Here is a 14,513-nt window from a genome sequence, read left to right on the forward strand (position 1 = left end):
ATGATTGGCTCAGTCAAATTTATCTTAGGTCATCGCTTCTATTTGCGCAAATCAATCATTCCAGATGATCAATTCAATCATTTTGGATGGAAGACTCGTTCAATCAGCTGACTCAAGTCCCTCCCGCGGCGCGGGCCAGAGCCTTGCAACACGCAAAAAAAGCCCCGAACCAGTCGGGGCTTCTTCTTTCTCAGCCTTTGAATCAGGCCTCAACACCACAACCGATCATCAGAAAATGTTGATCGGGTAATCCACAAACACACGCACTTCGTTACCACCGACGTTGTACTCGCTCGACTTCTGCGACACACGCAGGATCGAGCTGCGCAGTTTCACGCTCAGGTCTTTGGCCGGGCCGCTTTGTACGACGTATTTGAACTGGTTGAAGATTTCGCGCTCGGTGCCACCATCGCTGGTGGAGGTTGTGATGTTGTCACCGCGTACATAGGCGAAGTTGTAGCTCAGCCCCGGAACACCGAAGGTGCTGAAGTCCAGGCCGTAGCCCAGTTGCCAGCTGCGTTCGTCTTCGGCGTTGAAGTCGGACCAGTAGGAGTTGGCCAGGTAAATGGTGTTGCCACCGTCGCCGACGCGGTTCTGGTCTTTCTGGTAGCCGCCGTACGGGTAGCCCAGGTTGCTGTCGCCTGTGCTGCGCTGGTAGCCGAGGGTGAACGAGTGCGCTCCCAAGGCGTAGATGGCTGCCAGGCTCCAGATTTTGTTGTCGTCGCCGGTCGCCCCGACTTCGCGAACATAGGCATCGTCCAGCTTGGTGCGGTAGCCGTTGAAGTCCAGGGTCAGGGACTGATCCTTGGCCAGCGGGAACACGTAGTTGGCGTTCACGTATTGCTTGTTCAGCACGTCTTCGACGTCGGACGCGTACAGGGCAGCCTTGAACTGTTCGGTGAACTGGTAGCTGCCGCCCAACACGTTGATCGACTTCAGGCCACCGCTGTCTCGGCCTTCGGCGCTTTTACGCGATTCGGCGGTGAAGCGACCGGCGTTCAGCTCCAGGCCTTTGATCTCCTTGGAGGTGATCAGGGTACCGGTGTAGCTTTCCGGCAGCAGACGCCCGTTGTCGTAGCTCAGCACCGGCAGGGCCGGCATCTGGTCGCCGTAGGTCAGCGTGGTGCTGGACAGACGGAATTTGACTGCTGCGCCACCTTTGGACAGGTCATCAGCCGGTTCGCCGCTATCACCTCTTTTAAAAAAGTCGATCCCTTGCGCGCCGCTGCGACTCTCGTTGCGCTCCAGATTGAGTGCGTATAGGCCAAAGGCATCGACGCCCACCCCGATGGTGCCTTGGGTGAAGCCGGACGAGAATGTACCGATGGCCGCTTGGCCCCACTCGGACTTATCGGCGTTGCCGTCTTTGAAGTCACGGTTCATGTAGGCGTTGCGCAGCAGCACTTTGAGGCTGCTGTCTTCGACAAATCCCTTGGATTCGGCCTGGTCGTTAGCCATGGCCTGTGAAGCGCTCAAAATCCCCAGAGCGATCAGGCTGATTCGCTTGTTCAACATTTTGTTTTCCTTATTACGAAGTTGAAACGCGCTGTGTCGAACGACTGAAATGGCACTATCGCGCTCTTTTTTCACTCCGCAATCAAAAAGGCCCGCCCACGATCACTCGCGGCGGGCCTTTTTATAATTTTTGGGTCATGGCGGTCTGCCACAGGCGTTGGCGCGAATCGTAGCCGCGCCCTTAATGATGTGTCAATTTCATGAATCGTCTGTAATCAGGCGAAAAACGTCTAAGAAAACACTTTACGTGGCAGGAATAGTCAATTGGCGCAGCCGGTGAGCCCACACATTTGCGCGGAAGCGGATGAGGTTTGAGCAGGCAACGACTGACTTAACCACGCCGCAAAATCTTGCGGCTTGCCGAGCCATGGGCCGATGTCGATCAAAGTGAATTGACCATCATGCTCCAGGGCAAAGGTCGGGAAACCCTGCCCGCCCACTTTGCCCAGGAGTGCTCGGCTGTCCTTGATATGCGCCTCAGTGTCGACGGCGTTGTAAGCAACTTCGAAGGCCTGAGGTTGCAGGCCGATGCCGTGGGCGAGTTCAAACAAGACCGCTTCGTCAGCGATGCGCCGACCTTCCACATAGTGGGCCGCCTGCAAACGCCCCAGCAATTCCAGCCCGCGTCCGGCCATTTGCTCGGCGGCCAACACGGCAGCAATGGGCGGTGTCGAATCAAATACCGCCGTGTGATCGCGCAGCAATCCTTCGAAGTACGCCACGCCAAATGGCTGGCCGGTGTATTCGGCAATGCGTCGGTCGTGGGGCATGACGTAATCGCGCAGTTGCGCCGAAACGATTTGCCGATTGGTGCCACTCATCATGCCACCGCCATGGGCGACCACTGGCAATACCGCTTGAGCGGCCTGAACCAGCGGTTCTGCGCCGTAGCACCAGCCGCACAACGGGTCGTAGATGTAATGAAGGATCATGGAAAGCTCCGGCAGGATCAGGTAACGGGATGCCGGCAGAGTAGTCCTGTGCTCGCTTCAGAAAAACGCCGCAATGGTTCTCAGTCTGTTCCGTGAATCGGACGAATGAGGCTGGAATAATCTCCTGTAACAAACTCGACACAATTAGAAACAATCAATCGAGGGAACTTTTCAAGAATAATTAACCGAAGTAAATGCAAAGCATTACCATTCGCGACCTTGAATTTCCCACCCTCTCGGATGCGTTTTTAAATGCCTGCCCCCTTGCGCCTCACGCCCGTCACACTTGGGCTTTCTGCTGTCCTGTCTGCCGGTTTCGCTTGCGCTACGCCTACCACATTACCCGCCACGGCCATCAGCGCTGAAGCTGAGGCGGATGATCCGCGTGTGCAAGAAACCAACACCGCAACCCGCACCAACACGCCGGTGCGCTACGTTCCCCAAGCCATCGATTCGATCAAAACCGCGAACGTGGTCGATTACGGCACCAACGATCTGGGCACTGCATTGAGTGGCATTCCCAACGTCAGCAGCGGCGCCGACACCCGCTTCGACAGCCTGCGTATCCGCGGCTTCGACGCCAGCAACGATTTCTACCTCGACGGCATCCGCGACGACAGCCAGTACGTACGCGATTTGCACAACATTGAACGCATCGACGTGCTCAAGGGCCCGGCTGCGGTGTTGTATGGCCGTGGTAGCCAGGGCGGCATCGTCAATCGGGTGAGCAAGTTGCCGGAGTTCGGTCGCCGTTCGACAATCGAAGCCCAGGGTGGCAGCGACGATCTGCGCAGCCTGTATGCCGACCTCAGTACCGATCCCTCCGAGAACATCAGCCTGCGCCTGAACATGGGCAACATGGATCAAAACAGCTTCCGCGATGGCGTGAGCGGCAATCGCCAATTGTTCGCGCCGTCGATGAGCTGGCAATTGACCCCTGACCTGAACTGGCTGGTGCAGTACGAATACAGCCGTTACAACCGTACGCCGGATCGCGGTATCCCCGGGGTAAACGGACGACCGGCGGACGTGGGGCGCGATACGACCTACGGAAGCGAACACGATTTCATCGACGACAAGTCGCAATCCCTGCGCTCGAAACTCACTTATGAGCTCAGCGACAACTGGCAACTGCGTCAGACCCTCGGTGTATTCAAGCTCAACAGTGATTTCGACAACACCTATCTCACCGGGTACATCCCGGCAACCAACCAGGTCACGCGTCAGCACTGGCAACAGGACCTGAGCACCCGCAACATCTACAACAACGTTGAGCTGGAAGGCGGTTTCGATACCTTCAGCCTGGAACATCGCCTACTGACCGGGATCGAAATCGGCAGCCAGCGGCGCGATCCGACCTTGTACACCGCCGCTACGTCCGGGCCGGGCAGCTCCCCCGTACCGTCGCTGGACCTGAATAACCCCAACCGCGACTTACGCCACACTGGGCGCATGCAGGTCAGCAGCAGCTCCCACACTGAAGTCGAAAGCCGTGCAGTGTATGTGCAGGATCAGCTGCAACTGAACGATCAATGGCAACTGCTCGCCGGTTTGCGTTACGACACCTTCGACATCGAGTCGACCAACAAGCTGCGAGACATTTCCGAAGACCGTGACAGCCATAGCACCAGTCCACGTGTAGGACTGGTCTGGACGCCGCTACAGAATCATTCCTTCTACGCCTCCTGGTCGAAGACGTTCTCGCCGGTCGGCGGTGGCTTGATCGGCATTACTCCGGGCGCAGCCGGTAACACCAACGACCTGAGCCCCGAACTGACCAAGCAGAAAGAAATCGGCGTGAAGAGTGACTGGCTGGACGATCGCCTGAGTACCACGCTGGCGATCTACGAACTGGAACTCTACAACCGCCGCACCAGCGATCCGAACAACCCCACCGTCACCTTGCTCACCGGCCAGCAACGTTCCCGCGGGATCGAGCTGACCGCCAGCGGCAAGATCACTGGCAACTGGTATGTGCGCGGCGGTGTGGGCGTACAGGATGCAACGGTCGAAAAGGACAACAATGGCTTTGAAGGCAAGCGCATCAGTAACGTGGCCAAGCACAACGGCAGCCTGTTCCTGACCTGGAAACCGGAAATGGGCTGGTACGCCGAGACCGGTTTGACCCTGGTGGGTGACCGTTATGCCGATAACCTCAACACTACCGTGTTGCCAGGATATGGCCGTTGGGACGCCCTGGCCGGATTCCGACAGAAGGATTGGGATTTGCGTGCGGCGCTGAACAACATCAGCGACAAAACCTACTATTCGTCGGCCACCAGTGCGGCGCAGATCCAGCCGGGTGAACCACGGAGCGTGGTGGTGACAGGAACCTACAGCTTCTAAACACCAAGCCTGCCGCCCTGTAGGAACTGGCTTGCCAGCGAAGGCGGTTTTTCATCCAGCATCTGTGTTGAAGGTGATGGCCTCTTCGCTGGCAAGCCAGCTCCTACAGGGGGGCGGTGTCCCATAAAAAAAGCGCTGCCATCCTGGCAGCGCTTTTGTTGATCAATCCGTTGTTTTTCTTCTTATCCTTCCATCACATCCCACAACGCATCCAGCTCCGCTTCGCTGAATAAACCAGCGGGGTAGCGCTCGATCATCGTCCGGCGCGGATCAGTCTCGCTGATCTGACGCGTTCCATTGGACTTGAACCAGTGCGCCAGGATCTGGAGCGATTCGCCATTGACTGCCAGGGGATGCAACGCCCGCTCGCTCACAACATTCACTTCGGCGTTCATTTCAGCGCTCTCTCCTGGTTTGTGAGCGGCTAACTTATCCAAGGTTTATGACAGAACGACTAAGTTCTCCCCCTCCCTGTTTTGCAGCTTGAGCGATACAAGAGCTATGCCAACCTGGCTGAACTGTCGACCAGCGGATACAAAAAAGCCCGCAGTCCTGTAGGGCTGCGGGCTCTGTGCGAGGAAACCAGTGAAAACGTTTGCCTGAATGATTTCGCAATCAACTCAAGCTGTTACGAGCTCACTCACTCTTTGTGCGGCGCTGGTTGCTGTTGGGTAAGGCAGTGAATGTTGCCGCCACCCAGTAACAGTTCGCGGCCGGGCACCATCACCACTTCGTGCTGCGGGAACAACGCCTGCAGGATCTCCTTGGCGGGACCATCCAGTGGATCGTCGAAACTTGGGGCAATGATGCCGCCGTTGACGATCAGGAAGTTCACGTAGGAACCGGCCAGGCGCACCGACGGATTACGCTCCTGGGTGCCATCCACCGGATCGACACCGGCGCACTCTTCCTCGGTCGCGTACAGCGGCCCCGGAATCGGCATTTTGTGCACCGTGAACGGGCGCCCCTTGGCGTCGGTGCTGCCTTGCAGCACTTTCATCGCCGCCTGGCAGCGCGGGTAGTTCGGGTCCTGCGGGTCGTCGGTCCACGCCAGCAGCACTTCACCCGGACGCACGTAGCAACAGAAGTTATCCACATGACCGTCGGTTTCGTCGTTGAACAAACCGTCCGGCAGCCAGATGATTTTATCCACAGCCAGATTGTCCTTCAGCACCGCTTCGATTTCCGCACGGTTCAGGTGCGGATTGCGATTGCGGTTGAGCAGGCATTCTTCGGTGGTGATCAGCGTGCCTTCGCCATCGACGTGGATCGAGCCGCCTTCGAGCACGAAGCCCTCGGTACGATAACGTTGGCTGCGTTCGATCTCGAGGATCTTGCCGCCCACCTGCGAGTCGCGGTTCCACGGCGAGTACAGGCCACCGTCGAAGCCGCCCCAGGAATTGAACTCCCAGTTCACGCCACGGACTTCGCCGCTGTTATTGATGACGAACGTCGGGCCGGTGTCCCTGACCCAGGCGTCGTCGCTGGACATTTCCACCACGCGGATATTCGGCACGTCCAGGCGGGCACGGGCGTTTTCGTACTGGCCGGCAGAAACCGCCACAGTGACTGGTTCGAAACGGGCAATGGCCTTGGCCACCGCCACATGCGCGGCTTGCGCCGGTTTGCCGCCCAGGCGCCAGTTGTCCGGGCGCTCTGGCCAGATCATCCAGGTCTGGGTCTGGGGTGCCCACTCGGCCGGCATGTAAAAACCGTCGGCGCGAGGGGTGCTATTCAAAGTGGTCATGTCGATCAGGACTCCAGGGTTCCGTCGAGGGTTTTCAGCGCGCCGTACAGGTTCGGACGACGGTCGCGGAACGAGCCCCACGCGCTGCGGATGTGTTCCAGTTGGTCGAGGTCGAAGGTGTGAACCAGGATGCCTTCTTCGGTTTCGTTGAGTTCCTGCACCTTCTCGCCGAACTGGTTGGCGATGAACGACGAACCATAAAAGGTAATGTCGTAGCCGTCTTGTTCTTCGTTGCCGATGCGGTTACTGGCGATCAGCGGCATCAGGTTAGCGCCGGCGTGCCCTTGTTGCACGCGTTGCCAGTGATCACGGGACGAAATGGTCTTGTCGTGGGGCTCGCTGCCGATGGCGGTCGGGTAGAACAGGATTTCCGCGCCTTGCAACGCCATGCTGCGCGCGGCTTCCGGGAACCACTGGTCCCAGCAGATGCCCACACCGATTTTCGCGTAACGGGTGTTCCATACCTTGAAACCGGTATCGCCCGGGTTGAAGTAGTACTTCTCGTGGTAGCCAGGGCCATCCGGGATGTGGCTTTTCCGATAAATCCCGAGGTTGCTGCCGTCGGCGTCGATGATCGCAATGCTGTTGAAACGTGCACGGCCCGCCAGTTCGTAGAAGCTGATCGGCAGCACCACTTGCAGTTCTTTTGCGACTTTCTGGAAGTGCTTGATGGCGACGTTGTTTTCTACCGTCGTGGCCAGTTGCAGGTAATCCGGGTTCGGCTTCTGGCAAAAGTACGGCGCCTCGAACAGTTCCTGGATCAGGATGATCTGCGCGCCTTTGGCGGCGGCTTCACGGACCAGTCTTTCAGCGACCTCGATGTTGCCTTCAAGGTCCCAGGAACAGGCCATCTGGGTGGCGGCAACGGTAACGATACGGCTCATGGATCATCTCCGGGCAAGTGCTTGACGGTCGGGCATGGCTCATCCACGCCCAAGCATTGGCGACTTTATAGCCGATAAATATCGGCTTTTAAAGCAATCAATTTACCTTCCGTCTTAAATTACGCACTTAAAGCCGATAACAATCGAATTAACACCCCCGTCCCTGTGGGAGCGAGCCTGCTCGCGATGAGGTCGTATCAGTCACAGAAATTTTGACTGAAAGACCGCCATCGCGAGCAGGCTCGCTCCTACAAGGGACCCGTGTTTACAGGTCTTCCGCGAGCACCTTCGAAAGCATGTCCACAAAGAAATCCACGCTCCGGCGCGACGTCACCATCGGCGGCTTGATCTTGAGCACATTCAGGTAATCGCCGGTCGGTTGCATGAAGATGCCCAGGTCCCGCAAGCGATTGCACAGTGCAGTTGTTTCCTCGGTGGCCGGCTCCAGGGTTTCGCGGTTGCGGATCAACTCCACCCCCAGATAGAAACCCGAACCATGCACCGCCCCCACCAGCGGATGAATATCGATCAACGCTTCGAGGCGCTCCTTGAAATACCCGCCAACGACCTGGGCGTTTTCCCAGAGTTTTTCTTCTTCCATCACATCCAGCACCGCCATGCCGACCTGGCAACTGACCGGGCTGCCACCGGCCGACGAGAAGAAATAACCCTCGGCCTCCAGCGCTTCGGCGATTTCCCGGCGGGTGATCACCGCGCCCAGTGGCTGGCCATTGCCCATGCCCTTGGCCATGGTGATGATGTCCGGCACCACGCCCTGCTCTTCGAAACCCCAGAAGAAATGACCCATGCGCCCGTAACCGACCTGTACTTCATCGGCGATGCACACGCCACCCTGGGCGCGCACCTTGGCATAAACCTCTTTCAGGTAACCCGCTGGCAGCGAGATACCGCCGGCATTGCCGTACACCGGCTCGCAGATGAAACCAGCCAGTTGGCGTTTTTGTTCGGCGATTTTCGCCAGGTTGTGCTCAACGCTGCGCACGTAGTCCGGTGCACTGTCCGGGCCACGGAATTCGCCACGATAGGTGTTCGGCGCGGTGACGGGATGCACCCAGTCCGGGCGGCTTTCCAACGCCCTGGGGTTGTCGGCAATCGAGGTCGACACCGCATCGGCGCCCACGGTCCAGCCGTGATAGGCCTCGAGCACGCTGATGATGTCGCGCCCGCCGCTGTAGGCCCAGGCCAGGCGGATCGCCAAGTCGTTGGCCTCGCTGCCGCTGTTGACCAGGAATACACGGTCCATGGAATCCGGCGCCAGCTTCAGCAACCGCTCGGAAAATTCGGCCACGGCGGCGTAGTTGAACCGTGAGTTGGTGTTGAGCAACGACCACTGCCGGCTGGCGACCGCAGCCATGCGCGGATGACCGTGGCCGAGCACCGCGACGTTGTTGAGCATGTCGAGGTACGAGCGGCCTTGCATGTCGATCAGATGGTTGCGCCAGCCCCGTTCGATGCGCGGCGGATCGACGTAATAGTGTTTTTGCGTACGGGCGAAACTGGCGTCGCGACGGGCCAGCAACGTTGTCGAATCGAGTTCCTGTTCAGCATCGCAAGCCAAACCCAGCAGCGCTGCCGGCGATGGGCACAACGCTTGCCAGGCTGGCGCGTGGGTCGGTGTGCAAAACAACGGCGCGGTGAACGACCCGCCCCGGCACAGTTGCACGATCAGCGGTCCGCCGACCGAGCCCAGCACCTGGCCTTTGACCAGTGCAGCGCCGACATGCAGCGATGGCATCACGCCCCAGAGACGCACGCTCAGTTGCGGGCCATCCAGTTGCAGCACACCCGGCAACGGCTGGTGCAACACCCCGGCAAACGGTACCTCGACCGTCGTGCCAAGCGGCACGCGCAATTCGACGTGCAACGGGCAGGTGTCTGGCTCGGCCGCGCTGTCCGGGCGGGTTTGGGACAAACGGTATTGCCCGTAGCGGCTGGCCGCCAGACCGTGAGCTGCGGCGGCTTCGTCCAGCAGCCGCTGATCGATACCCTCCTGTTCCCAGTTACCGGCCTCGAAGTGCGGGCTCAGCACGCCGAGGTCGATCAAGGCAAACTCACGCCCCACCAGGCTCGGCAGCAACGGTGCAAAACCTTCGCTGGAAATGCCCGGCAGGTGCTGGCCGACCGATTCCAGAATCGCGGCCTCCATCAACGCCAATGGCACCGAGGTCGCCACGCGGAAAATCTCCCACTCGTGGGTCAGGTTGTCACGGCTATACGCGTTGCCCGGATCGATGCTGACCTGCTGTTCACCGCTAAGCACCAACACCGCCGCACGGGCGACGATCAGCGGCCACAGCGCCAGCAATTCTTCATGCTGCAAGGGATTGACCGCGTGATACGCCTGCACCGCCGGCAAAATGCAGAATGGATCGCCATCGGCGTGGTGCAGCAAGGCCGCGCACGTCACCGACAGATCGGTGATACGCCAGGTACGGACCAGGTCGCCGAAATCGATCACGCCCTGCAACTGCCATTGGCGCTCTGAATCGCGCTGCCACACCACGTTATCGTCGGTGATGTCCATGTGGATGGCCTGGATCGGCAACTTGTCTTCCAAGGGCTGCAAGTGACGCTCGGCTTGCTCCGCCGCTTCAGCGATCAGTTTGCGCTGGGTGTCATCCTGGATGACCGGCAGCAGATGCGCGATCAGTGCCTGGGCATGGCGCGCGTCCCACTGCAGCGTGCGCACCAGCCCCGGGTGATCGAATGCCTCCAGTGCGAGATCCATTTCGCCACACAAGCGACCGAAACCGGCCACCACTGTGCGGGTGAAATGATCGAGGTGCGTCAGGGACTGGCCTTCGATGTAATCCAGCAGGCGCACGTGCACCGCTTGACCGCCGACGTCCAGGGACAGCAGGTCCGCACCGTTTTTCGCGGGAATCACTCGCGGCACATGCACTTGCGGGTGTTCGCTCAAGTGCTTGAGCCCGGCATGTTGGGCCTGCAACTCCAGCGCCGAATAATCGCCCCGGCAGATTTTCAGGACGAAACGGCCCTGATCGCTGTCGACGCGATAATTCAGATCCTGTTGGCTGCCCAGGGCCTGCAACCTGCCGCCAAGCCCGTAATGCTCCTGCAACAGCTCAAGCGCTTGCTCCGCAGAGACTTGCGGGCTGGGCAAACTGGCGCGATGAATCAACGTGGCGAGCGGCATGGAACGGACCTCTTCTATGAAGGTGTTAAATTTATTAGGCGCCTATATCGCCACTGCGCGAGTCGATACGCAACCCCCCGTTCACCCGCCTGATGAACAACCGGGGCGTATCAACGGTTCGCAGACTGCGCCCACAAGCCTAGGCATAATGTGCCCGTACCCACAGGCGCTCGATGCTCATGACCCCGACCCTCCCCCGCAGACCCCGCTGGCGCAGCCTGGCCCTGCTCGCGCTGTGCCTGGCACCGTTGCTGTGGCCGCTGGAGCATCTGGCCGAGCGCTATTACCGCAGCGAACTGGCCGGGCAGAACCGTCAGACCCTCGACCTGTATGTCGCCAACCTGCTGGGGACCCTGCATCGTTATGAAGTGTTGCCGCAAATCCTCGGCGACCTCCCGGCCCTGCGCGCCGTGCTTGGCGCACCGGACGATGGCGTGACCCAGGGCAATGCCAATCGCCTGTTGAAAAACATCAGCACCCAGACGGGCGCTGAAGTCATTTACCTGATGGACACCACGGGCAAGACGCTGGCGGCGTCCAACTGGGACAAGCACGACAGTTTCGTCGGACGCAATTTTTCGTTCAGGCCGTATTTCAGCGAAGCCATGGCCGGACGGCTAGGACGGTTTTTCGGACTCGGCACCACATCCGCCAAACGTGGTTACTTCTTCGCCGCTGCCGTGCGTGACGGCGAAAAAGTCAAAGGCGTGCTGGTGGTCAAAGTCGACCTGGACCACACCGAAAGCCTCTGGGGCAAAACCCCTGAACAACTGCTGCTGACCGATCACAACGGCGTGGTGATCCTGACCTCGCGACCTGAATGGCGCTTCCGCTCGACCCGCCCGCTCAGTGAAGAAGAGGGAAGGGCTATCAGCGCGATCCAGCCCTATCCAACCCGCGAACCGAAGCCGTTGAAGCTCAATCCCAATGCCTGGCTGACCCAGACCCAGCAGATTGCGGAAACCGGCTGGAACGTCAGCATCCTCGCCCCACGCACCTTGATCGACCGCCCGGTGCGCACCGTGGTCGCCGTCGGTGGCGCGACACTGTTGGTGGTGATGCTGTTGCTGGGTCTGATGATGCAGCGCCGCCGTCACTACCTGGAACGGATCGCCTTCGAGGCCAAGGCCCGGCGCGAGCTGGAAGGCCGGGTCGCCGAGCGCACCAGCGACCTGGAAGGCCTCAACCGTCGCCTCAAACAAGAAGTGCTGGAGCGCGAGCAGGCCCAGCAAGAGCTGGTGCGCGCCCAGGATGATCTGGTGCAGGCCGGTAAACTGTCGGCACTGGGGACGATGTCGGCGAGCATCAGCCACGAACTCAACCAGCCACTGGCCGCCATCCGCAGCTACGCAGAAAACGCGGAAGTGTTGCTCGACCATCAGCGCACCGACGATGCCCGCGGCAATCTGAAGCTGATCAGCGAACTGACCGGGCGCATGGCCTCAATCATCGCCCATTTGCGGGCCTTTGCCCGGCGCGATCGCCATGCTCCCGAAAGCGTCGCCCTGCAACCGGCGCTGGACGACGCCCTGGCCTTGCTGGCCAAGCGGCGGCGCAGCATGGAAGTCGAGCTGATCCGTGATTTGCCCGCCGCGACCTTGTGGGTCGAGGCCGGGGAAACCCGACTGCGCCAGGTGCTCGGCAACCTGCTGGCCAACGCCCTGGACGCCCTGACCGAAAAAGGCCCGCCGCGTAAACTCTGGCTGAGTGCCCAGGCCAGCGCCGATGGCGTCAACCTGTACATTCGCGACAATGGTCCCGGCTTCTGCATGGAGGCCCTTGGCCGCGCCAGCGAGCCTTTCTACACCACCAAGACCCGCACTCAAGGGCTTGGCCTGGGGTTGGCGATCTGCGAGACCCTGATGCGCGCCTTCGGCGGTGAACTGTCGTTCGCCAACCACAAGGAGGGCGGCGCCCTGATTACCCTGAAACTGCGCGCAGGCGCGCCGGGCGTGAGCCTGCAACCGTCCGAGGACCGAAGTGCATGACCATCGACAATCGCATCCAGGTTGTGTTGATCGACGACGATCCCCACTTGCGTCAGGCCCTGGGGCAGACCCTCGATCTGGCTGGCTTGAAAATTCTGCCGTTGGCCGAGGCCAAGGGCCTCGCCGCGCAACTGGAACGTGATTGGCCAGGAGTGGTGGTCAGTGACATTCGCATGCCCGGCATGGACGGTCTCGAACTTCTGACGGAACTCCACGCTCAAGACCCGGATCTGCCGGTGTTGCTGATCACCGGTCACGGCGACGTGCCGCTGGCGGTGCAAGCCATGCGCGCGGGCGCCTATGACTTTCTGGAAAAACCCTTCGCCAGCGACGCCCTGCTCGACAGCGTCCGTCGCGCCCTGGCCTTGCGCCGACTGGTGCTGGATAACCGCAGCCTGCGTCTGGCCCTGAGTGATCGCAATGAGTTGAGCGCCCGTCTGGTCGGACAATCGCCATCAATGCTGCGCCTGCGCGAACAAATCGGTGCCTTGGCGGCGACCAAGGCCGATGTGCTGATTCTCGGTGAAACCGGCGCCGGCAAAGAAGTGGTGGCGCGGGCGCTGCATGATTTGTCGAGCCGCCGTAACGGCCCGTTCGTGGCGATCAACGCCGGGGCGCTGGCCGAGTCAGTGGTCGAGAGCGAGCTGTTCGGCCATGAGCCGGGCGCCTTCACGGGCGCGCAGAAGCGACGCATCGGCAAGTTCGAATTCGCCAACGGCGGCACGCTGTTCCTCGATGAAATCGAAAGCATGAGCCTGGACGTGCAGGTGAAACTGCTGCGTTTGCTGCAAGAGCGGGTGGTCGAACGCCTGGGGGGCAATCAGTTGATCCCGCTGGACATCCGCATCATCGCCGCGACAAAGGAAGACCTGCGCCAGGCCGCTGATCAGGGGCGTTTCCGCGCCGACTTGTACTACCGGCTGAACGTGGCGCCACTGCGCATTCCACCGCTGCGTGAGCGTGGTGAAGATGCGCTGGTGCTGTTCCAGCATTTTGCCGATGAGGCCAGCGCCCGCCACGGCTTGCCACCCCATGAATTGCAACCGGGCCAACGTGCCCTGCTGCTGCGCCACACCTGGCCCGGCAACGTGCGCGAACTGCAAAACGCCGCCGAACGCTTTGCCCTCGGCCTGGAGCTGGCGCTGGATAACAGTGAGGCGCAAAGTGCCGTCGGCACCTCGGTGGAAATGGTCAGCGGCGGACTAAGCGAGCAAGTGGAAAACTTCGAAAAAACCCTGATTGCCGCCGAACTGGCACGCTCTCACAGCTCGGTGCGCAGCGTCGCCGAAGCCCTGGGCATTCCACGCAAGACCTTGCACGACAAATTACGCAAACACGGGCTGAGCTTCGCCGACAGCGGTGCCGCCAGCCACACTGACGAACTCGATTAAGCTAACGTCAATCATCCACCACACAAGAGGCCGCTGAATGAGCCGCGACAGTCGTCAACTGGAATCCGTCCTCCACCACGACATCCCCCTCACCCGGGACATGGGCCTCAAAGTGCTCGACTGGCACGATCAGCAACTACGCCTGCACTTGCCGCTGGAGGCCAACGTCAACCACAAGAGCACCATGTTCGGCGGCAGCCTGTATTGCGGTGCGGTGTTGGCCGGTTGGGGCTGGCTGCATTTGCGCCTGAAAGAAGAAGGCATCACGGACGGGCACATCGTGATTCAGGAAGGGCAGATCCACTATCCGCTGCCGGTGACGGGCGATGCACACGCCCTTTGCCAGGCACCGAGCGTGCAGGTGTGGAAGAAATTCCTGGCCATGTACCAGCGTTACGGCCGTGCTCGCTTGAGCCTGCATACACGAGTGGTGAATGCAGGCAGCGATGAGGATGCGGTGAAGTTTATCGGGCAGTACGTCCTGCACCGCTAGACATCAGAACCCCAAAAAACCTGTGGCGAGGGGATTTAT

General features: G+C 60.2%; 10 protein-coding genes. 4 read left to right on the plus strand and 6 right to left on the minus strand.

Features of this window, described 5'->3' with window-relative positions:
- Window positions 1-228: 228 nt before the first annotated feature.
- Both GPL81_RS04510 and GPL81_RS04515 read right to left on the minus strand, forming a co-directional pair.
- Window positions 229-1,515, minus strand: a complete 1,287-nt coding sequence (locus GPL81_RS04510; RefSeq protein WP_160105354.1) for an OprD family porin — start codon at window positions 1,513-1,515, stop codon at window positions 229-231.
- Between the two features lie 260 nt (window positions 1,516-1,775).
- The gene (locus GPL81_RS04515) at window positions 1,776-2,447 is read right to left on the minus strand and encodes a DsbA family protein (protein ID WP_160105355.1); all 672 of its coding nucleotides are present in this window, start codon (window positions 2,445-2,447) and stop codon (window positions 1,776-1,778) included.
- 252 nt (window positions 2,448-2,699) lie between these two features.
- On the opposite strand from GPL81_RS04515, the gene GPL81_RS04520 reads away from it, so the two are divergent.
- The gene (locus tag GPL81_RS04520; RefSeq protein ID WP_160105356.1) at window positions 2,700-4,793 is read left to right on the plus strand and encodes a TonB-dependent receptor; all 2,094 of its coding nucleotides are present in this window, start codon (window positions 2,700-2,702) and stop codon (window positions 4,791-4,793) included.
- A gap of 182 nt (window positions 4,794-4,975) precedes the next feature.
- Here GPL81_RS04520 and GPL81_RS04525 read toward each other — a convergent pair whose 3' ends face one another.
- From GPL81_RS04525 to GPL81_RS04540, 4 genes are all read right to left on the minus strand, one after another.
- The gene (locus tag GPL81_RS04525) at window positions 4,976-5,188 is read right to left on the minus strand and encodes a hypothetical protein (RefSeq protein WP_096513893.1); all 213 of its coding nucleotides are present in this window, start codon (window positions 5,186-5,188) and stop codon (window positions 4,976-4,978) included.
- 245 nt (window positions 5,189-5,433) lie between these two features.
- Complete coding sequence (gene aguA, locus GPL81_RS04530; protein ID WP_160105357.1) at window positions 5,434-6,540, minus strand: agmatine deiminase; 1,107 nt, start codon at window positions 6,538-6,540, stop codon at window positions 5,434-5,436.
- 5 nt (window positions 6,541-6,545) lie between these two features.
- Window positions 6,546-7,424: an N-carbamoylputrescine amidase gene (gene aguB / locus GPL81_RS04535; RefSeq protein WP_096513895.1), complete on the minus strand. Its 879-nt coding sequence runs from the start codon at window positions 7,422-7,424 to the stop codon at window positions 6,546-6,548.
- 265 nt (window positions 7,425-7,689) lie between these two features.
- On the minus strand, window positions 7,690-10,602 hold the full coding sequence (locus GPL81_RS04540) for an aminotransferase (RefSeq protein WP_160105358.1): 2,913 nt from the start codon (window positions 10,600-10,602) through the stop codon (window positions 7,690-7,692).
- Window positions 10,603-10,781: 179 nt separating this feature from the next.
- On the opposite strand from GPL81_RS04540, the gene GPL81_RS04545 reads away from it, so the two are divergent.
- From GPL81_RS04545 to GPL81_RS04555, 3 genes are read left to right on the plus strand one after another with little or no spacing between them, the layout of a single operon-like run.
- Entirely contained in the window at window positions 10,782-12,590 is a 1,809-nt protein-coding gene (locus tag GPL81_RS04545) for a sensor histidine kinase (protein WP_160105359.1), read from the plus strand.
- A complete protein-coding gene (locus tag GPL81_RS04550) occupies window positions 12,587-13,981 on the plus strand; it encodes a sigma-54-dependent transcriptional regulator (RefSeq protein ID WP_160105360.1) in 1,395 nt (464 codons plus the stop codon). Before GPL81_RS04545 ends, GPL81_RS04550 begins: the two co-directional genes overlap by 4 nt.
- Window positions 13,982-14,018: 37 nt before the next feature.
- Window positions 14,019-14,474: a YiiD C-terminal domain-containing protein gene (locus GPL81_RS04555; protein WP_160105361.1), complete on the plus strand. Its 456-nt coding sequence runs from the start codon at window positions 14,019-14,021 to the stop codon at window positions 14,472-14,474.
- The last annotated feature ends 39 nt before the right edge of the window (window positions 14,475-14,513 follow it).

Origin of the sequence: Pseudomonas izuensis (assembly GCF_009861505.1) — a bacterium.
GTDB classification, from domain to species: Bacteria; Pseudomonadota; Gammaproteobacteria; order Pseudomonadales; family Pseudomonadaceae; genus Aquipseudomonas; species Aquipseudomonas izuensis.

Excerpts from the sequence above, each read along its gene's own strand:
- GPL81_RS04510 (WP_160105354.1), bottom strand. The coding sequence starts at position 1,515 with ATGTTGAACAAGCGAATCAGCCTGATCGCTCTGGGGATTTTGAGCGCT.
- GPL81_RS04515 (WP_160105355.1), bottom strand. The coding sequence starts at position 2,447 with ATGATCCTTCATTACATCTACGACCCGTTGTGCGGCTGGTGCTACGGC.
- GPL81_RS04520 (WP_160105356.1), top strand. The coding sequence starts at position 2,700 with ATGCCTGCCCCCTTGCGCCTCACGCCCGTCACACTTGGGCTTTCTGCT.
- GPL81_RS04525 (WP_096513893.1), bottom strand. The coding sequence starts at position 5,188 with ATGAACGCCGAAGTGAATGTTGTGAGCGAGCGGGCGTTGCATCCCCTG.
- aguA (WP_160105357.1), bottom strand. The coding sequence starts at position 6,540 with ATGACCACTTTGAATAGCACCCCTCGCGCCGACGGTTTTTACATGCCG.
- aguB (WP_096513895.1), bottom strand. The coding sequence starts at position 7,424 with ATGAGCCGTATCGTTACCGTTGCCGCCACCCAGATGGCCTGTTCCTGG.
- GPL81_RS04540 (WP_160105358.1), bottom strand. The coding sequence starts at position 10,602 with ATGCCGCTCGCCACGTTGATTCATCGCGCCAGTTTGCCCAGCCCGCAA.
- GPL81_RS04545 (WP_160105359.1), top strand. The coding sequence starts at position 10,782 with ATGACCCCGACCCTCCCCCGCAGACCCCGCTGGCGCAGCCTGGCCCTG.
- GPL81_RS04550 (WP_160105360.1), top strand. The coding sequence starts at position 12,587 with ATGACCATCGACAATCGCATCCAGGTTGTGTTGATCGACGACGATCCC.
- GPL81_RS04555 (WP_160105361.1), top strand. The coding sequence starts at position 14,019 with ATGAGCCGCGACAGTCGTCAACTGGAATCCGTCCTCCACCACGACATC.